General features: G+C 59.1%; 16 protein-coding genes and 4 tRNA genes. 17 read left to right on the forward strand and 3 right to left on the reverse strand.

The window, feature by feature from the left end:
• Positions 1–188: 188 nt before the first annotated feature.
• From gltX to AO277_RS15205, 8 genes are all read left to right on the forward strand, one after another.
• Entirely contained in the window at positions 189–1,670 is a 1,482-nt protein-coding gene (gltX, locus tag AO277_RS15170; protein ID WP_044318278.1) for a glutamate--tRNA ligase, read from the forward strand.
• Between the two features lie 148 nt (positions 1,671–1,818).
• Positions 1,819–1,894: transfer RNA gene (locus AO277_RS15175), tRNA-Ala, on the forward strand.
• 88 nt (positions 1,895–1,982) lie between these two features.
• Positions 1,983–2,058 (forward strand) — tRNA-Glu (locus tag AO277_RS15180).
• Positions 2,059–2,110: 52 nt separating this feature from the next.
• Positions 2,111–2,186, forward strand: a tRNA-Ala gene (locus tag AO277_RS15185).
• A gap of 46 nt (positions 2,187–2,232) precedes the next feature.
• Positions 2,233–2,308, forward strand: a tRNA-Glu gene (locus AO277_RS15190).
• A gap of 318 nt (positions 2,309–2,626) precedes the next feature.
• Positions 2,627–3,088 (forward strand): acyl-CoA thioesterase, encoded by a 462-nt coding sequence (locus AO277_RS15195; RefSeq protein WP_004658990.1) that lies wholly within the window; start codon positions 2,627–2,629, stop codon positions 3,086–3,088.
• Between the two features lie 29 nt (positions 3,089–3,117).
• Positions 3,118–4,083 carry a tRNA dihydrouridine synthase gene (locus AO277_RS15200; protein WP_005734389.1) on the forward strand — a complete coding sequence of 322 codons (966 nt, stop codon included), beginning with the start codon at positions 3,118–3,120 and terminating at the stop codon, positions 4,081–4,083.
• Positions 4,084–4,212: 129 nt separating this feature from the next.
• The gene (locus tag AO277_RS15205; protein ID WP_002552950.1) at positions 4,213–4,656 is read left to right on the forward strand and encodes an Hsp20 family protein; all 444 of its coding nucleotides are present in this window, start codon (positions 4,213–4,215) and stop codon (positions 4,654–4,656) included.
• A 45-nt stretch (positions 4,657–4,701) separates the two neighbouring features.
• On the opposite strand, the gene AO277_RS15210 is transcribed toward AO277_RS15205, so the two are convergent.
• Positions 4,702–6,891, reverse strand: coding sequence for a putative bifunctional diguanylate cyclase/phosphodiesterase (locus tag AO277_RS15210; protein ID WP_044318279.1), 2,190 nt, complete (start codon positions 6,889–6,891; stop codon positions 4,702–4,704).
• A 70-nt stretch (positions 6,892–6,961) separates the two neighbouring features.
• A complete protein-coding gene (locus AO277_RS15215; protein ID WP_044318280.1) occupies positions 6,962–7,831 on the reverse strand; it encodes a LysR family transcriptional regulator in 870 nt (289 codons plus the stop codon).
• A gap of 145 nt (positions 7,832–7,976) precedes the next feature.
• Between AO277_RS15215 and leuC the strand changes: the two genes are divergently transcribed.
• The 9 genes from leuC (at position 7,977) to AO277_RS15260 (ending at position 17,989) form a co-directional block, all read left to right on the forward strand.
• A complete protein-coding gene (gene leuC, locus AO277_RS15220) occupies positions 7,977–9,401 on the forward strand; it encodes a 3-isopropylmalate dehydratase large subunit (RefSeq protein ID WP_002552954.1) in 1,425 nt (474 codons plus the stop codon).
• A 10-nt stretch (positions 9,402–9,411) separates the two neighbouring features.
• Positions 9,412–10,053, forward strand: a complete 642-nt coding sequence (gene leuD, locus AO277_RS15225) for a 3-isopropylmalate dehydratase small subunit (RefSeq protein ID WP_005732380.1) — start codon at positions 9,412–9,414, stop codon at positions 10,051–10,053.
• Positions 10,054–10,200: 147 nt separating this feature from the next.
• A complete protein-coding gene (gene leuB / locus AO277_RS15230; protein ID WP_004658980.1) occupies positions 10,201–11,283 on the forward strand; it encodes a 3-isopropylmalate dehydrogenase in 1,083 nt (360 codons plus the stop codon).
• A 70-nt stretch (positions 11,284–11,353) separates the two neighbouring features.
• Entirely contained in the window at positions 11,354–12,466 is a 1,113-nt protein-coding gene (gene asd / locus AO277_RS15235; protein WP_044318281.1) for an aspartate-semialdehyde dehydrogenase, read from the forward strand.
• Between the two features lie 179 nt (positions 12,467–12,645).
• Complete coding sequence (locus AO277_RS15240) at positions 12,646–13,650, forward strand: 2-dehydro-3-deoxygalactonokinase (RefSeq protein WP_044318282.1); 1,005 nt, start codon at positions 12,646–12,648, stop codon at positions 13,648–13,650.
• A gap of 1 nt (position 13,651) precedes the next feature.
• Positions 13,652–14,287: a 2-dehydro-3-deoxy-6-phosphogalactonate aldolase gene (locus AO277_RS15245; protein WP_002552959.1), complete on the forward strand. Its 636-nt coding sequence runs from the start codon at positions 13,652–13,654 to the stop codon at positions 14,285–14,287.
• A 23-nt stretch (positions 14,288–14,310) separates the two neighbouring features.
• Entirely contained in the window at positions 14,311–15,489 is a 1,179-nt protein-coding gene (dgoD, locus tag AO277_RS15250; RefSeq protein WP_257214233.1) for a galactonate dehydratase, read from the forward strand.
• A gap of 303 nt (positions 15,490–15,792) precedes the next feature.
• Positions 15,793–17,103 carry an MFS transporter gene (locus AO277_RS15255; protein WP_044318284.1) on the forward strand — a complete coding sequence of 437 codons (1,311 nt, stop codon included), beginning with the start codon at positions 15,793–15,795 and terminating at the stop codon, positions 17,101–17,103.
• Between the two features lie 76 nt (positions 17,104–17,179).
• Complete coding sequence (locus AO277_RS15260) at positions 17,180–17,989, forward strand: IclR family transcriptional regulator (RefSeq protein WP_044318285.1); 810 nt, start codon at positions 17,180–17,182, stop codon at positions 17,987–17,989.
• 11 nt (positions 17,990–18,000) lie between these two features.
• Here AO277_RS15260 and AO277_RS15265 read toward each other — a convergent pair whose 3' ends face one another.
• Positions 18,001–19,053: an NAD(P)-dependent alcohol dehydrogenase gene (locus AO277_RS15265; protein ID WP_005732388.1), complete on the reverse strand. Its 1,053-nt coding sequence runs from the start codon at positions 19,051–19,053 to the stop codon at positions 18,001–18,003.
• Positions 19,054–19,158: the final 105 nt, after the last annotated feature.

Here is a 19,158-nt window from a genome sequence, read left to right on the forward strand (position 1 = left end):
TCACGGCTGCGAGTTTTGCCTGCACTGTATATTTACCCATGACGCCTCCAAAGGTTGCGTCCAACCTTCGGGGGTCATACCAGAGCGTGCGGAACGATAGGTGTTCCGGCGATTACCTTTCACGCTGGAGCCGCATGCCCCCAGCCTGTTAACATTCCGCGCTTGATTGACCTATTTCGGGATTTTCCATGACCACCGTTCGTACCCGCATCGCGCCATCGCCCACGGGCGACCCTCACGTCGGCACGGCCTACATTGCGCTGTTCAACTACTGCTTTGCCAAACAGCATGGCGGCGAGTTCATTCTGCGCATTGAAGACACCGATCAACTGCGCTCGACCCGCGAGTCCGAACAGCAGATCTTCGACGCACTGCGCTGGCTGGGTATCGAATGGAGCGAAGGGCCGGATGTCGGTGGTCCACACGGCCCGTATCGTCAAAGCGAGCGGGGCGATATCTACCAGAAATACGCGCAGCAACTGGTCGAGCTGGGTCACGCCTTCCCGTGTTTCTGCACCGCCGAAGAGCTGGACGAGATGCGCGCCGAGCAACAGGCCAAGGGTGAAACCCCGCGCTATGACGGTCGCGCCTTGCTGCTCTCCAAGGAAGAAGTACAACGCCGTCTGGACGCTGGCGAGCCCCATGTGATTCGCATGAAAGTGCCGACCCAAGGCGTCTGCGTCGTGCCGGACATGCTGCGCGGCGAAGTCGAAATCCCGTGGGACCGCATGGACATGCAGGTCCTGATGAAGACCGACGGTCTGCCGACCTACTTTCTCGCCAACGTGGTCGATGACCACCTGATGGGCATCACCCACGTACTGCGCGGCGAAGAATGGCTGCCATCGGCACCCAAACTGATCCTGCTTTACGAGTACTTCGGCTGGGACAAGCCGCAGCTGTGCTACATGCCGCTGCTGCGTAACCCTGACAAGAGCAAGCTGTCCAAGCGCAAGAACCCGACCTCCGTGACCTTCTACGAGCGCATGGGCTTCATGCCTGAAGCCATGCTCAACTACCTGGGCCGTATGGGCTGGTCGATGCCGGACGAGCGCGAGAAGTTCTCGTTGCGGGAAATGGTCGACAACTTCGACCTGTCGCGTGTCTCGCTGGGCGGGCCGATCTTCGATATCGAAAAACTGTCCTGGCTCAATGGTCAGTGGCTGCGTGATCTGCCGGTCGAGGAGTTTGCCAGCCGGTTGAAAACGTGGGCACTGAACCCAGACTACATGATGAGGATCGCACCGCACGTGCAGGGCAGGGTAGAGACCTTCAGTCAGGTCGCTCCGCTGGCCGGGTTCTTCTTCGCCGGTGGCGTTACGCCCGATGTGAAGCTGTTCGAGCACAAGAAGCTGTCCCCGGAGCAGGTCCGTCAGGTGATGCAGTTGATCCTGTGGAAGCTGGAGTCGCTGCGTCAGTGGGAGAAAGACCGGATCATGGGTTGCATCCAGGCCGTCGTTGAGCACCTCGAGCTTAAGCTGCGTGACGCCATGCCCCTTATGTTTGCGGCGATTACCGGCCAGGCCAATTCGGTCTCGGTGATCGATGCGATGGAAATCCTCGGTCCGGACCTGACCCGCTTCCGCCTGCGTCAGGCCCTGGATTTGCTGGGTGGCGTTTCGAAGAAAGAAAACAAGGAATGGGAAAAGCTGCTGGGCTCCATTGCCTGAGGCGTTCCCTGTTCCTGTCAGTCGCCCCCGGTTTTCCGGGGGTTTAAAGGTAAGTGGTTGTATTACCGACAAAAAAGTTTGAAAAATGTAAAAAATAAATTTGACAGCCCTGTCACTCACGCTTAATATGCGCCCCGTCCACTGATGTGGGGCTTTAGCTCAGCTGGGAGAGCGCCTGCATGGCATGCAGGAGGTCAGCGGTTCGATCCCGCTAAGCTCTACCAAATTTAGCGTTTCAGAGCGCTGCTACACTGCTCTGGAACGATGTGAAACAAGCGGATCCAGCGATCGTTTGTTTTGTAAGAAGGTTTTGTCCCCTTCGTCTAGTGGCCTAGGACACCGCCCTTTCACGGCGGTAACAGGGGTTCGAGTCCCCTAGGGGACGCCAGTTTCACCGAGTGATACTTCAACGTTGATCTCCGCCGCGAGGCGATAAATCCGGGGCTTTAGCTCAGCTGGGAGAGCGCCTGCATGGCATGCAGGAGGTCAGCGGTTCGATCCCGCTAAGCTCCACCAAATTCGCCAGGGTTCATCGTTCGATGAACCTGACTGAAGGTTTTGCGTCCCCTTCGTCTAGTGGCCTAGGACACCGCCCTTTCACGGCGGTAACAGGGGTTCGAGTCCCCTAGGGGACACCACGATTTCCCGCTCTGCGGGACCAAGGGTCATTCGATTATTGAATGGCACTTTTGTTTTTTCAGGGTTTGAAAAATCGCCCTTCCTGCCTCTATTTATTCCCACAGGTATGTGTTCAGCCTGCAATTGCGGTTTCAGCTCTTTTATCCGGGCTTATTCAGGCGTGTGTATAACACTGAGCGCTGGAGCGTGAGGAATGTACAGGTCCTTTCGCGAACAAGTTCGCTCCCACGGACTTCGGCCAGAATCAAAAGCAGACGCGCCACTATCCTGACTTCGCTACACTCCCGCTCATCACATTCACTCAAGCAGGAGCACGCATGGTCTGGGACCGGGCAACGCCTTTCGTCATTGATCTGAACGTCGGCGCTGAAGACATCGACGGGCTGGGGCATGCCAATAATGCCGTGTACGTCTCCTGGCTGGAGCGCTGTGCCTGGCGGCATTCGCAGTATCTGGGCCTGGACCTGACCGAATACCGGCGTCTGGACCGGGCCATGGCGGTGGTCAGACACGAGATCGACTACCTGGCCAGTGCCTATGAGAACGATGAACTGCAACTGGCGACCTGGATCGTCGATTGGGATCGCCGCCTGAAAATGACCCGTTGCTTTCAGCTCAAGCGACCCGCCGACAACCTGACGTTGCTGCGCGCGCAAACCACCTTTGTCTGCATCGAACTGTCCAGCGGTCGGCCCAAGCGCATGCCCGCCGAGTTCATCGAGGGCTATGGCGCAGCCATCCCTGACGGCACCGTTCCCAATCCGCACGCCGGACAGTAAACTGCCGGACTTTTTTTCGAGTGTGACCCATGCAAATTGCTCTGGCGCCCATGGAGGGGCTGGTCGACGACATCCTGCGCGATGCCCTGACGAAAGTAGGTGGTATCGACTGGTGCGTGACCGAATTCATCCGGGTGTCCGAGCGTTTGATGCCTGCGCACTACTTTTACAAATACGCTTCGGAATTCCACAAAGGCGCGAAGACCGACGCAGGTACGCCTTTGCGGCTCCAGCTGTTGGGCTCCGACCCAGTGTGTCTGGCCGAGAACGCCGCGTTCGCCTGTGAGTTGGGCGCACCGGTATTGGACCTGAACTTCGGTTGTCCGGCCAAGACTGTCAATCGCTCCCGTGGTGGCGCAATCCTGCTCAAAGAGCCGGAACTGCTGCACTCGATCGTCAGCCAGGTACGCCGTGCCGTGCCCAGACATATTCCTGTAACAGCCAAGATGCGTCTGGGTTACGAAAACACCGATGGCGCGCTGGATTGCGCGCGGGCGTTGGCCGACGGCGGAGCAGAGCAAATAGTCGTTCACGCACGCACCAAGGTCGACGGTTACAAGCCGCCCGCGCACTGGGAGTGGATTGCACGCATTCAGGAGGTGGTGAAGGTCCCCGTGGTGGCCAACGGTGAAATCTGGACCGTTGACGATTGGCGTCGTTGCCGGGAAATATGCGGCGCACGCGACATCATGATTGGTCGCGGGCTGGTGGCGCGCCCTGATCTGGCCCGGCAGATAGCTGCGGCACAGAAGGGTGAAGAGGTCGTGCCGATGACCTGGGATGAGTTGCAGCCCATGCTGCGCGCTTTCTGGCAGGCCTGTCTGATCAAGATGACGCTCATTCAGGCGCCGGGTCGTCTCAAACAATGGTTGGTGCTACTGACCAAGAGCTACCCTGAGGCGACCCTGATGTTCAATGCGCTACGCCGCGAAACCGACTGTGATCGCATCGGCGTGATGCTGGGCTGTCTGCCTGGCTGCTTACCCGAAAGCTAACCCCGACGAACGGTCGAAAAAAACCTGAAAAAAGTCTCTTGAAAAGTGAATGGGTATCCCTATTTTGCTGATCAAGCGATGCCGAAAACGGGTCGCGTACACCACTCGCTGATAAAAAGGAGAATTGTTATGGCTACTGCATTTTCTCTGGCTCCACTGTTTCGCAACTCAGTGGGTTTCGACCGCTTCAACGACCTGTTCGAGTCGGCGGCACGAAATGAGACAACCAGCGGCTACCCTCCCTACAACGTGGAGCGGCATACCGATGATCATTACCGGATCGTGATCGCTGCGGCAGGCATGCAAGAGCAGGACCTTGAGCTACAGGTCGAGAAGGGCGTATTGACCGTGATCGGCAACAAGCGCGAGCAGGAAGCCGACAACGTGACCTATCTGCATCAGGGTATTGCCCGGCGTGAATTCAAGCTGTCGTTCAGGCTGGCCGACAATATCGAGGTCAAGGGTGCCGACCTGTCTCACGGTCTGTTGAGCATCGACCTGGTGCGCAACGTGCCGGAAGAGGCAAAACCAAAGCGCATTCCGCTCAATACCCAGAAAGTACTGGGCAGCTAATCAGTTGTTCTATAGAAGAGGCGCCTTCGGGCGCCTTTTCTGTCTTCACTCCAGAGACGCAGTTTGCTGAAACTGCCGTTTTAGCAGCAGGTTCTCGAACTGCGGACCCGGCAGTGGTTCGCTGAACAGGTAGCCTTGATAGTTGTAACAGCCCACTCTTTCCAGGAACGCCAGTTGCTCCGGCGTTTCGACGCCTTCAGCGATGACGTTAAGGTTCAGGCTCTGAGCCATGGCCACGATGGCGCGGATGATTTCTGCGTCGTTGGGGTCGCTGGTGGCGTCCTGAACGAAGGACTGGTCAATCTTCAGCGTATCCACCGGCAAGCGCTTGAGGTAAGTCAGTGAGGAATAGCCGGTGCCGAAGTCATCCATCGCAAAACTCACGCCCAATTCCTTCAGGCTGAGCATTTTGAGGATGGTGTCGTCAAGGTTCTGGATGACGATGCCTTCAGTGATTTCCAGCTTGAGCATGGAGGCAGGTAATTGATGCTGCTTGAGGCTGTGTTGCACGCGCTCGATAAAGTCGTTCTGGCGGAACTGACGCGGACTTATATTGACGCCCATCAGGAATTTGTTTTTCGAGATCAGCCCCTGCTTTAAAAGCAGGCCTCCGGTTTTGCAGGCCTCGTCCAGAATATGGCTGCCGACCTCCAGAATCATCCCGCTTTCTTCAAGTATCTGGACAAACTGATCAGGTGACAGCAACCCGTATTCAGGGTGCTCCCAGCGCAGCAGTGCCTCTGCACCGGTAATGTACTGGTCCCGGCAATCGATCTGGGCCTGGAAGTGCAGCTGGAATTCGTTGCGGGTCAGCGCCAGTCGCAAGTCGTTTTCAAGACGCAGGCGCTGGCTGACGGCCTGCTGCATGGATACATGGAAAAACTGTGACGCATTGCGTCCGGAATCCTTGGCGCGATACAGCGCAATATCGGCCCGTTTGAGCAAATCGGCAGGGGCCAGGCCATCGTCCGGAATCAGAACGATGCCGATGCTCGGCGTAACCTGCAGGCGATGACCGTCGAGGAACATCGGTTCGGCCAGCAGCTCGCGAAGGTTGTCTGCCAGCACGCGGACCTGCTGAGTGACTTCATCACGGGTGCCGTCCAGCCCGCAGATCAGCACCACGAACTCGTCACCGCCCAGGCGGGCCACTGTGTCCTCCTGACGTACGCTGGCCTCCAGGCGCGCGGCGATGATGCTCAGCACGCTGTCGCCCACCGGGTGGCCAAGTGAGTCATTGATGTGCTTGAAATGGTCCAGGTCGAGAAACAGCAGGGCACCGCGCAGGTTCTGGTGCTGGAGCAGCGAGACTTGCTGGCTGAGGCGGTCCATCAACAGCGCGCGGTTGGGCAGCCCGGTGAGCGGGTCGTGATAAGCCAGATGCTGAACCTGTGCCTGGGCGGTTTTCAGCTGGCCGATGTCTCGGGCGTTCATCAGCAGGCAGGCGGTATTGTTCAGGGTGATGAACTCGACCGAGATGTCCAGCACCAGGGGCGCGCCGTGCTTGTCCTGGCAATTCATTTCGCGATGATGCACGCGGCCTTTCTGGCGTAGTTCGTCAATCATGTATTCGCGCTGCACAGTGTCGGACCAGATACCGATTTCGTGGGCTGTGCGGCCCAGGACTTCCTGAGCGCTGAAGCCGGTCAGGCGACAGAAGCCGTCATTGACCTCTACATAGCGGCCGGACTCAATTTCAGTGATGGTGATCGAGTCCGGGCTTGAGTGAAATGCCTTGGCAAACTTCTCCTCGCTGGCCTCCAGCGCTGACTGGACGCACTGTTGAGTGATGTCCAGCACGGTTCCGGACAGCTTCACGGCCTGGCCATGTTCATTGCGATAGATTCGTGCACGGCTTTCAAGCAGGCGCGATGTGCCGTCTTGCAACTGGAAACGGTAGGTCACCTGCAGGCAATCCTGCCGGTTTTCCAGTGCCGCCGCATAAACTGCGCGCATGCGCCGTCGCTCTTCAGCGGGCAGGCTGCCGAAGAACTGCCGGCCATCCTCGTCGAAGGGCAGTGCCGCCATGCCGTGCAGCGCAGACGCACGCGCCGAGGCTTGCAGCCGGTTGCCGGTGATGTCCAGATCCCAGGTGCCCATCTGCGCCAGTTCCAGCGCCAGTTCCAGACGGTCCCGGGTTTGCTGGAGGACGCGCTCCGCGCCTGTCGGCGGCAGGCTGGGGGTGGCTGCCTGTGCAGGGACTTTCAGCACGGAGTTATCCGGTGGGTTGGACATTTGATCACGAGCCTTTAATCGAAAGAACCGATAGGGCGATCAGTCTGCGGTTTGCAGCATGGTCTACCTACTATGTCTGCGCATCGAGCAGTTTCATGAATGCTCTTGCTGCATTCGATAGCGTGCGTTCGGTATGCAGGATGTAGCCTAGCTGGCGATTGAGTTGCACGCCCGGCAATGGAATGCGCGCCACTTGTTCGTCGAGCATGGTGCGTGGCAGAACGCTCCAGGCAAGGCCAATGGAGACCATCATCTTGATTGTCTCCATATAGTTGGTACTCATCGCGATGTTGGGCTTGAGGCCCTGGGCTTCGCACAAGCCGCTGACAATGTGATGGGTAAACGTGTTACCGCCCGGAAATACTGCCGGATAGCGCACGACATCCTCCAGTTTCATGGGGCCGCTGTTGGCCAGCGGACGTTCCGGTGCCGCGACGAAGTCCAGCGGGTCGTCCCACACGGGCACGGCGCGGATCAGCGTATGCGGTTCGGGTGCGAGTGTAATGACTGCCAGTTCGGCGCGCCCGTGAAGAATTTCCTCATAGGCAATTTCCGAGTCCAGGAACTGAATGTCCAGTGCGACCTTTGGATAAGTCCGGGTAAACGCCCGTAATACCGGGGGCAGGCGATGCAGGCCAATATGGTGACTGGTCGCCAGAGTCAGCCGCCCGGTGACTTCGCCGGTCAGGTTGGTCAGCGCGCGGCGAGTGTCATCCAGAACGTTCAGAATCTGATAGGCACGTGGCAGCAGGGCGCGCCCGGCCTCGGTGAGGCTGACTTCCCGACCCAGGCGGTCGAACAGGCGCACATTCAATTGCTGCTCCAGACCGGCAATGCGCTTGCTGATGGCCGGTTGAGTCAGGTAGAGGCGTTCGCCTGCCCCGGAAAAGCTGCCGGTCTCGGCGATGGCAATAAAAGCATTAAGGTTGGCGAGATCCATGGTCGGATTCCATTTGGTTATCCAAAGTATGAAAATTATGAATTTGAGTTATTTAAGCATATTCCATACGATGACCGCACAAGCCAAGGGGTCATCGTCACGATTGCCCAAGGCATAGAAACAAGCTGATGAGGAAGTACGTCCGATGGCCGGGAAAACGCTCTACGACAAGCTCTGGGATTCGCATTTGGTCAAGCAGCGCGACGACGGTTCGGCGCTGATCTACATTGACCGCCATATCATCCACGAAGTGACCTCGCCGCAAGCGTTCGAAGGCCTGCGGCTGGCGAAGCGCAAGCCATGGCGGATCGACTCGATCATCGCCACGCCTGACCATAACGTGCCGACCACGTCGGAACGCAAGGGGGGTATCGACGCCATTGAAGATCAGGTGTCGCGCCTGCAGGTGCAGACTCTCGACGACAACTGCGACGAGTACGGCATTACCGAATTCAAGATGAACGATCCTCGTCAGGGCATCGTTCACGTGATCGGCCCGGAGCAGGGCGCAACCCTGCCAGGCATGAGCGTGGTCTGCGGCGACTCGCACACCTCGACCCACGGCGCATTTGGTGCGCTGGCGCACGGTATCGGCACTTCCGAGGTCGAGCACGTGCTTGCCACTCAGTGCCTGGTTGCCAAGAAAATGAAGAACATGCTGGTCTCGGTCGAAGGGCAACTGCCGTTCGGCGTGACGGCTAAAGACATCGTGCTGGCCGTGATTGGCAAGATCGGTACGGCAGGCGGTAACGGTTACGCCATCGAGTTCGCCGGCAGCGCAATTCGTGACCTGTCGATCGAAGGCCGCATGACCATCTGCAACATGTCCATCGAAGCCGGTGCCCGGGTCGGCATGGTTGCCACCGACGAAAAGACCGTCGAGTACGTCAAGGGTCGTCCGTTTGCCCCTAAAGGTGCGGAATGGGACCTGGCAGTCGAGGCCTGGAAGGATCTGGTTTCCGACGCTGACGCTGTATTCGATACCGTGGTCAGGCTTGACGCCGCGCAGATCAAGCCACAGGTCAGCTGGGGCACTTCGCCGGAAATGGTGCTTGCCGTCGATCAAAACGTGCCGGACCCAGCGCAAGAGCCGGATCTGGTCAAGCGTGGCTCCATCGAGCGCGCCTTGAAGTACATGGGCCTGAAAGCCAATCAGCCGATCACCGATATCCAGCTGGACCGAGTATTCATCGGTTCCTGCACCAACTCGCGGATCGAAGACCTGCGCGCTGCTGCCGATGTTGCCAAGGGCCGCAAGGTGGCTGCGACCATCAAGCAGGCCATCGTAGTGCCGGGTTCGGGCCTGATCAAGGAGCAGGCCGAGAAGGAAGGGCTGGACAAAGTGTTCATCGAAGCCGGTTTCGAATGGCGTGAGCCGGGCTGTTCGATGTGCCTGGCGATGAACCCGGACCGCCTGGGTTCTGGCGAGCATTGCGCATCCACGTCCAACCGCAACTTCGAAGGCCGTCAGGGCGCTGGCGGCCGCACGCATCTGGTAAGCCCTGCGATGGCTGCCGCGGCGGCGGTCAATGGCCGTTTCATTGACGTTCGCGACTTGATCCAGCTCTGAGGAATCCAGCATGAAAGCCTTTACCCAACACAATGGCCTGGTTGCTCCTCTGGATCGTGCCAATGTCGACACCGACCAGATCATCCCCAAGCAGTTTCTCAAGTCGATCAAGCGTACGGGTTTTGGCCCGAACCTGTTCGATGAGTGGCGTTATCTGGATGTGGGGCAGCCGTATCAGGACAACTCCAAGCGTCCGCTGAACCATGACTTCGTGCTCAACCACGAGCGTTATCAGGGGGCAAGCGTGCTGCTGGCCCGGGAAAACTTCGGTTGTGGCTCCAGTCGCGAGCATGCGCCGTGGGCACTGGAAGAGTATGGTTTCTGCGCGATTATTGCGCCGAGCTACGCGGACATTTTCTTCAACAACAGCTTCAAGAACGGCCTGTTGCCGATCATTCTGTCTGAAGCCGAGGTGGACGAGCTGTTCAAGCAGGTCGAGGCCAGCCCCGGCTACCAGTTGAGCATTGATCTGCAGGCGCAGACCGTGACCCGTCCCGACGGCAAGGTGCTGAGCTTTGAAATCGATGCGTTCCGCAAACATTGCCTGCTCAACGGCCTGGACGACATCGGCCTGACGCTGATGGACGCTGACGCCATTGCCAGTTTCGAAAGCAGGCATCGCGCCAGTCAGCCGTGGCTGTTCCGCGACTGATTGATTCATCGCAACCTGTCTGTTTGCCAGCAAGGGGCCCTGCGCCTTGCTGGCAAAAGTGTTTAAGACAGGTGATAAATTTTTCGCCGCTGCGAGCGTTATAAACAGGCGTTGTTCGCGACGCCGATGCACAAAATCGAGGATGTTATGAGCAAGCAGATTCTGATTCTCCCAGGTGATGGTATTGGTCCGGAAATCATGACCGAAGCGGTCAAGGTGCTGGAGCTGGCCAACGAAAAGTATCAGTTGGGCTTTGAATTGACCCACGACGTGATCGGCGGCGCAGCCATCGACAAACACGGCGTGCCGCTGGCAGACGAGACCCTGGATCGCGCCCGTGCGGCCGATGCCGTACTGTTGGGCGCAGTCGGCGGCCCGAAATGGGACACCATTGAGCGCGACATCCGTCCTGAACGCGGTCTGCTGAAAATTCGTTCGCAACTGGGCCTGTTCGGCAACCTGCGTCCGGCGATCCTCTACCCACAACTGGCGGATGCGTCGAGCCTCAAGCCGGAAATCGTTGCCGGTCTGGATATCCTTATCGTCCGCGAACTGACCGGTGGCATCTACTTCGGCGCGCCACGCGGCACTCGCGTATTGGATAATGGCGAGCGTCAGGCCTACGACACGCTGCCGTACAGCGAAAGCGAGATCCGCCGCATCGCCAAGGTCGGTTTCGACATGGCCATGGTGCGTGGCAAAAAGCTCTGCTCGGTAGACAAGGCCAACGTGCTGGCGTCCAGCCAGCTGTGGCGCGAAATCGTCGAGCAGGTGGCCAAGGATTACCCTGAAGTCGAACTCAGCCACATGTATGTCGATAACGCCGCCATGCAGCTGGTTCGTGCGCCCAAGCAGTTCGATGTAATCGTAACCGACAACCTGTTCGGCGACATTCTGTCCGATCAGGCGTCGATGCTCACCGGTTCCATCGGCATGCTGCCGTCGGCTTCGCTGGACACCGCCAACAAGGGCATGTACGAGCCTTGTCATGGTTCGGCGCCGGACATCGCCGGCAAAGGCATTGCCAACCCGCTGGCGACCATTCTGTCGGTATCGATGATGCTGCGTTACAGCTTCAACCTGACCGACGCGGCTGACGCCATCGAGAAGGCGGTCAGCGTGGTACTGGATCAGGGTATTCGCACCGGCGACATCTGGTCGGAAGGCAAAGTCAAAGTTGGTACGCAGGAAATGGGCGATGCAGTAGTCGCCGCGCTGCGGAATCTGTAATCTCTCTGGCCCGCCGCCTGCTGCGCATGCGCAGAGCGGTGGTCCCACTTTTATTCAAGGTGTAGTTGCGATGAAACGTGTAGGTCTGATCGGTTGGCGCGGCATGGTCGGTTCCGTGCTCATGCAGCGGATGCGGGAAGAGCAGGACTTCGATCTCATTGAGCCGGTGTTTTTCACTACTTCCAATGTCGGTGGCCAGGCGCCTTCGGTGGGCAAGGATGTTGCGCCACTGAAAGACGCCTACAGCATCGACGAGCTGAAAACCCTGGACGTAGTGCTGACCTGTCAGGGTGGCGACTACACCAATGAGGTGTTCCCCAAGCTGCGCGAAGCCGGCTGGCAGGGTTACTGGATCGATGCCGCTTCCAGTCTGCGCATGCAGGATGACGCCGTTATCGTGCTCGACCCTGTGAACCGCAAGGTCATCGACCAGCAGCTGGACGCGGGCACCAAAAACTATATCGGCGGTAACTGCACGGTCAGTCTGATGCTGATGGGCCTTGGCGGTCTGTTCGACGCCGGGCTGGTCGAGTGGATGAACGTCATGACCTACCAGGCGGCCTCCGGAGCCGGCGCGCAGAACATGCGCGAGCTGATCAAACAGATGGGTGCGGTGCACGCTTCCGTGGCTGATGATCTGGCCAACCCGGCCAGCGCCATTCTGGATATCGACCGCAAGGTGGCCGAGGCCATGCGCAGCGAGTCGTTCCCGACCGAGAATTTCGGCGTGCCACTGGCAGGCAGTCTGATCCCGTGGATCGACAAGGCGTTGCCGAACGGCCAGAGCCGCGAAGAGTGGAAAGGCCAGGCCGAGACCAACAAGATTCTCGGTCGCTTCAAGAGCCCGATCCCGGTCGACGGCATTTGCGTACGCATCGGTGCCATGCGTTGCCACAGCCAGGCGTTGACCATCAAGCTTAACAAGGATGTGCCGATTGCGGACATCGAAGGCTTGATCAGCCAGCACAACCCGTGGGTCAAGCTGGTGCCGAACAACCGTGAAGCCAGCATGCACGAGCTGAGCCCGACTGCCGTAACCGGCACCATGAGTATTCCGGTAGGCCGTTTGCGCAAACTGAACATGGGTTCGCAGTACCTGGGTGCCTTTACCGTGGGTGACCAGCTGTTGTGGGGCGCGGCAGAGCCGCTGCGTCGCATGCTGAGAATCCTGCTGGAGCGTTGAGGCTCGGTTTTACAGCAAACCCGCTTTCCGAAAGGAAGGCGGGTTTTTTAATGCCTGATACTTTTGATTGATCGCCTTTCATCCCTATATATGGGATTGAAATTTACATATTGAGATAATTGTAACAACAGGTTTATAGTCGTCCTGCACTCACTTCCAAAAAAACAACAGGTGACGCAATGCAGGCGCAATTGATCGCGCTCGATTGGGGGACAACCTCACTTCGTGCTTATCGACTTGGCGAACATGGCCAGGTACTGGAACAGCGCGCATTGAGCGCGGGCATCATGCAGTTGCCGACCACGCCGCGGCTGATCGCGGGGCAGTTCTGCAGTGACGGTTTCGAGTTGGCCTTTGACCAGGCGTGCGGCGACTGGCTCGATGCCCAGCCGGACCTGCAGGTGATTGCCTGTGGCATGGTCGGCAGCGCACAGGGCTGGCGCGAGGCGGCCTACCGGGAAACGCCGGCCAGCGTCAATGAGCTGAGCGCAGCGTTGCAGACGGTGCGCAGCGTGCGCGGCGTGACGGTGCACATCATCCCCGGCGTCCTGCAGCGCTCGACCCTGCCCAACGTCATGCGTGGCGAAGAAACCCAGGTGCTGGGTGTGCTGGCCGGCCTCGACGCCGGGCAGAGCAGCCAGCAGCTGCTGATCGGTCTGCCCGGCAGCCACTCCAAATGGGTGCAGGTAGAACGGGGTCGCATTGTTCACTTCGACACCTTCATGACCGGCGAGGTCTACGCCGCGCTCTGCGCGCACACTATTCTGGGACGCACCATGCAGCCTTCGGAGGCGTTCGACGAGCAGGCGTTTGACCGCGGCTTGTCGATTGCCCTGTCCGACGCGGGCTCTGCGGGGCCGCTGTCGACGATTTTCAGCACACGAACGCTCGGCCTTACCGGGCAATTGGCTGCCAGTGCGCAACCTGACTATCTTTCCGGCCTGTTGATTGGCCATGAACTGGGCGCCATCGCCAGGCTGCATCTGCACAACCACGAACAATTGCCTGCGGTGATCCTCATCGGCAGCGATTCGCTGTGCACGCGCTATGCACGCGGGCTGGCCGTTTGTGGCTTTCCCGGCGTGACATTGGCCGAGCAGGCGACCGAGCGCGGCCTCTGGCAGGTCGCCGTTCAAGCCGGTCTGATCGCGCGCCGCTCGTCCCAACACATTCGAGAGGTTTGACATGCTCAAGCAAGCATTGAAGGAAAACGGTCTGGTCGCAATCCTGCGCGGCCTGCGTCCCGAAGAAGCGCCTGCGATTGGCGATGTGTTGTACGAGGCCGGTTTTCGGGTCATTGAAGTGCCGCTCAACTCTCCACAGCCGTTCGACAGCATCCGCTTGTTGCGCCAGCAACTGCCAGCCGATTGCCTGATCGGTGCGGGAACGGTGCTGACCCCGGAGCAGGTGACTCAGGTCAAGGATGCCGGAGGCCAAGTGATTGTCATGCCGCACAGCGATGCGAAGGTGTTGCGTGCAGCCAAGGCTGCCGGGCTGTTCCTCTCACCGGGCGTGGCGACGCCGACCGAAGCCTTTGCCGCGCTGGCCGAAGGGGCTGATGTGCTGAAGCTGTTTCCTGCCGAGCAGATGTCGCCCGCGGTGGTCAAGGCGTGGCTGGCGGTATTGCCCAAGGGCACGATTCTGCTGCCGGTCGGGGGGATCTCGCCGGACAACATGAAGGTGTTCCTTGACGCAGGTGTGAAAGGCTTCGGCCTGGGCTCCGGGCTGTTCAAGCCAGGCATGAGCGTCGCCGACGTTACTGAGCGCGCCCAAGCCTATGTGGCTGCCTGGAAGCAGCACAGCGCAGCGCTTGCAGACTGACCGGCTCCGGTAGTCGTTATCCAATAAGAGAATCAACAAGAGAAACCGCACCCATGAAAATCACCAAACTCACCACGTTCATCGTTCCGCCGCGCTGGTGCTTCCTCAAGGTCGAGACCGACGAGGGCGTTGTCGGCTGGGGCGAGCCAGTGGTCGAAGGCCGCGCGCACACCGTGGCCGCTGCTGTGGAAGAACTCTCCGATTACCTGATCGGCAAGGACCCGCGCAACATCGAAGACATCTGGACGGTGCTGTACCGCGGCGGCTTCTACCGGGGTGGGGCGATCCACATGAGCGCTCTGGCAGGCATCGATCAGGCGTTGTGGGACATCAAGGGCAAGGCTCTGGGCGTTTCCGTCAGTGACCTGCTCGGTGGTCAGGTGCGTGACAAGATTCGTGTCTATTCGTGGATCGGTGGTGATCGTCCTGCCGACACGGCGCGGGCTGCGAAAGAAGCGGTCGGACGTGGTTTTACTGCGGTGAAAATGAACGGCACCGAAGAGCTGCAATTTCTCGACACCTTCGACAAGGTCGACCTGGCGCTGGCCAACGTGGCTGCCGTGCGCGATGCGGTCGGGCCGAATGTCGGCATCGGTGTGGATTTCCATGGCCGGGTGCACAAGCCCATGGCCAAGGTGCTGATGAAGGAGCTGGACGCCTACAAGCTGATGTTCATCGAGGAGCCGGTGCTCAGCGAGAACTATGAAGCACTGAAGGAGCTGGCACCGCTGACCATCACGCCGATTGCCCTGGGTGAACGGCTGTTCTCACGCTGGGACTTCAAGCGCGTGTTGAGCGAAGGTTATGTCGACATTATCCAGCCTGATGCGTCCCACGCCGGTGGCATCACTGAAACCCGCAAGATCGCCAATATGGCCGAAGCGTATGACGTCGCGCTGGCGCTGCATTGTCCGCTCGGGCCTATCGCGCTAGCGGCATGCCTGCAACTGGACGCGGTTTGTTACAACGCCTTCATTCAGGAACAAAGCCTGGGCATTCACTACAACGAAAGCAACGATCTGCTCGATTACGTGAAGCACCCGGAAGTCTTCGATTACGACAAGGGCATGGTCAAGATTCCCAACGGGCCGGGCCTGGGCATCGAGATCAACGAAGAATATGTCATCGAACGCGCGGCCATCGGCCACCGCTGGCGCAACCCGATCTGGCGCCATGCCGATGGCAGTTTTGCCGAGTGGTAGAGCACAGTAAATCCCCATAACCATCGTTCCCACGCTCTGCACTCAGCGTTATACATAAGTCCTGAGAAGCCCGTAGATCGGGCTTCTGCCCGGAGGGCGTGGGAGCGAACCTGTTCGCGAAGAAGGTAGTTCAGCCGATGCGTTTTTGGGGAATGCACTGGCCCTTTCGCGAACAAGTTCGCTCCCACGGCCTTCAGCCAGAATCAAAAGCGGATTTGTATAGCACTGAGCGCGGGAGCGTGGGAACGAGAGCTCGCCAATCGAAACACAGACCTCAATAAATCCAACAAGAGGCTACATTCCATGCGCACTCGAACTCTTGAGGGTGCGGCATCCCTGGTGACGCCGTCCCGCAAACGTTTCTTCATCATGGTGCTGCTGTTCATTACGGTGGTGATCAACTACCTGGACCGCAGCAACCTGTCGATTGCCGCTCCGGCGCTGACCGCCGAGCTGGGCCTTGATACGGTTCACATCGGGCTGATCTTCTCCGCGTTCGGCTGGACCTATGCCGCCATGCAATTGCCAGGTGGCTGGCTGGTGGACCGTGTGCCGCCGCGTATCCTTTACACCGCGGCGCTGCTGCTGTGGTCCATTGCGACCATCATGCTTGGTTTTGCGACCAGCTTTATTGCGCTGTTCGTACTGCGCATGGCGGTCGGTGCGCTGGAAGCACCTGCCTATCCGATCAACAGCCGTGTCGTGACCACCTGGTTCCCCGAGCGCGAGCGGGCTACTGCCATTGGCGTCTATACCTCGGGGCAGTTCGTCGGTCTGGCGTTTCTGACCCCGGTGCTGGCCTGGTTACAGGCGCACTATGGCTGGCACATGGTGTTTGTCGCTACAGGTGGTGTCGGTGTGCTGTGGGCGTTGATCTGGTACACGGTGTATCGCGAGCCGCGTGACTTCAAAGGCGTCAATCAGCAGGAAATCGACCTGATCAAAGAGGGCGGCGGTCTGGTAGACATCCAGAAGGATGTCGAAAAACAGAAGCAGGGTTTCAGCTGGCTGGACCTGGGCATTGTGTTGAGCAAGCGCAAGCTGTGGGGGATCTATCTGGGCCAGTTCTGCCTGAACTCCACGCTGTGGTTCTTCCTGACCTGGTTCCCGACCTATCTGGTGAAATACCGCGGCATGGATTTCATCAAGTCCGGGCTACTGGCGTCGTTGCCGTTTCTCGCGGCATTTGTCGGCGTGCTGTGTTCAGGGTTCTTCTCCGACTGGCTGATCCGTCGCGGGCATAGCGTGGGCTTTGCGCGCAAGTTGCCAATCATTGCCGGGCTGCTGATCTCGACCTCGATCATCGGTGCCAACTTCGTTGACTCCACACCGTTGGTTATCACTTTTCTGGCGCTGGCATTCTTCGGCAACGGTCTGGCGTCGATCACCTGGTCGCTGGTGTCGACCCTGGCCCCTGCGCGCTTGCTGGGCCTGACTGGCGGCACGTTCAACTTCATCGGCAACCTCGCCGCCATCGCCACGCCGATCGTGATCGGCTTTCTGGCAACCGGTGACTCGTTTGCGCCTGCCATCACTTACATTTCAGTGCTGGCATTGCTGGGCGCGCTGTCTTACATCCTGCTGGTAGGCAAAGTAGAGCGTATCGAGCTCTGATGCCGACGTATCTGGACGCTGGCGGCGATAATGCCGTCAGCTTTTCGATCCGCCCCTTTTATGAAAATGGCCTGTCATGCACAACGATTCGATCATCCCTGAAAAAATTACCGGCAAAGAACCGGCGACGACAGGGACCCAGACTCTGTCGCGCGGGCTTGGCGTTGTGCAGGCGGTGGCCGGTGGCGCACGCGACCTGAAGGAAATCGCCCGGCTGATCGGCATCACACGCAGTACCACGCACCGGCTGGCCAGTTGTCTGGTCGAGGAGCGCTACCTTCGGGTGGTGCCTCAAGTGGGTTATCTGCTTGGGCCGAAACTGATTGAGCTGGGGTTTCAGGCGCGCGAAGAAGTGCCACTGGCAATTCTCGCCCGGCCATATCTGGATCGACTGTCGGAGCTGACGGGCGATACGGTGCATCTGGCGGTGCGGGAAGGGGACGACGTGCTTTATCTGCACAAGAACCCTGGTCGCAATGGCCCGGAAATGCGCTCACGGGTCGGGCATCGCATGCCGCTGGTGCGAACCGGTATCGGCAAGGCGTTGCTGCTGGACAGCGGGTTGCCGGAGTGGCAGCGGTTGTATGACGCCAGCATGCCGAGCACTGGCAGGAGTGCGCTGTGGCCTGCTCATGAGCAGCAAACCTGGGAGCAGTTGCAGGCGCGAAGGGAAGAATACGTGCAGGGAGGATATGCGTTCGATCTGGAGGACAACGAACCGTCGATCCGTTGCGTTGCAGCGCCGGTACGTGATGCCAGCAAACAGATCGTTGCCGGCATCAGTGTCGCCAGTACCGTGCCCTACATGCCGCTGGAGAAGATGGCCGAGCTGGTCCCGCTGATCAAGCAGATAGCAGCGGAACTCTCGGCCGATCTCGGCGGCTGATTCGTAGTGAATCAGGCCTGCAGCGTGGCCATGTCGATCACGAATCGGTATTTCACGTCACCGGCCAGCATGCGCTCGTAGGCCTCGTTGATATTGCGGATATCAAGCATTTCGATGTCGCAGGTGATGTCGTTCTCGGCGCAGAAATCCAGTACTTCCTGGGTTTCAGCGATGCCGCCGATCAGCGATCCGGCCAATACGCGACGGCTCATCACCAGATGGGCTGCATGGACTGGCGGCTCGACCGGTTCGATCAGACCGACCAGAATGTGCACGCCGTCAAAGCGCAGTGTTTCCAGGTAGGGGTTCAGGTCATGCTGGACCGGAATGGTGTCGAGCAGGAAGTCGAAATGACCGGCAGCGGCTTTCATCTGTTCAGCGTCGGTGGACACGATCACATGATCTGCACCCTGACGACGTGCTTCCTGAGCCTTGGCTGCGGAGCGAGTGAACAGGGTCACTTCAGCGCCCATTGCCTTGGCGAACTTGATGCCCATGTGGCCCAGACCACCCATGCCCAGAATACCGACCTTGTCGCCAGCCTTCACACCGTAGTGCTTGAGTGGCGAATAAGTGGTGATGCCTGCGCAAAGGATTGGCGCAGCAGCAGCCGGGTCGAGTTTCTCTGGAATGCGCACAACGAAATGCTCGGCGACCACGATGCTGTTGGAGTAGCCACCCATGGTGTTGCTGCCGTCCACTCGGTCAGGCGTGGCGTAGGTCATGGTCGGACCTTCCAGGCAATACTGTTCGAGATCCGATTTACAGGCCGAGCATTCGCGGCACGAATCGACCATGCAGCCAACACCGACCAGATCGCCAACCTTGTATTTGCTGGCGTTGGTGCCAGTGGCGGTGACGCGACCGACAATTTCATGGCCAGGCATCAGCGGGTAGACGGCGATGCCCCATTCGTTGCGCGCCTGGTGAATGTCAGAGTGGCAGACGCCGCAGTAGAGGATTTCGATGGCAACGTCGTCGGCACGCGGAGCGCGACGTTCGAAGGTCATCGGGGCGAGGGGGGCGGTAGCGGACTGTGCAGCATAACCGATAGCTTTGTACATGTTTGACCTCGCAAGGTGTTACGGAATAGAGGCGGTCAATTGTCCTGATATGCGTCCCTCACGGCTATGGTGAATCCTACGTGTTTCATGCCTATTCCTCCGACC

The organism is Pseudomonas amygdali (assembly GCF_002699855.1).
GTDB classification, from domain to species: Bacteria; Pseudomonadota; Gammaproteobacteria; order Pseudomonadales; family Pseudomonadaceae; genus Aquipseudomonas; species Aquipseudomonas amygdali.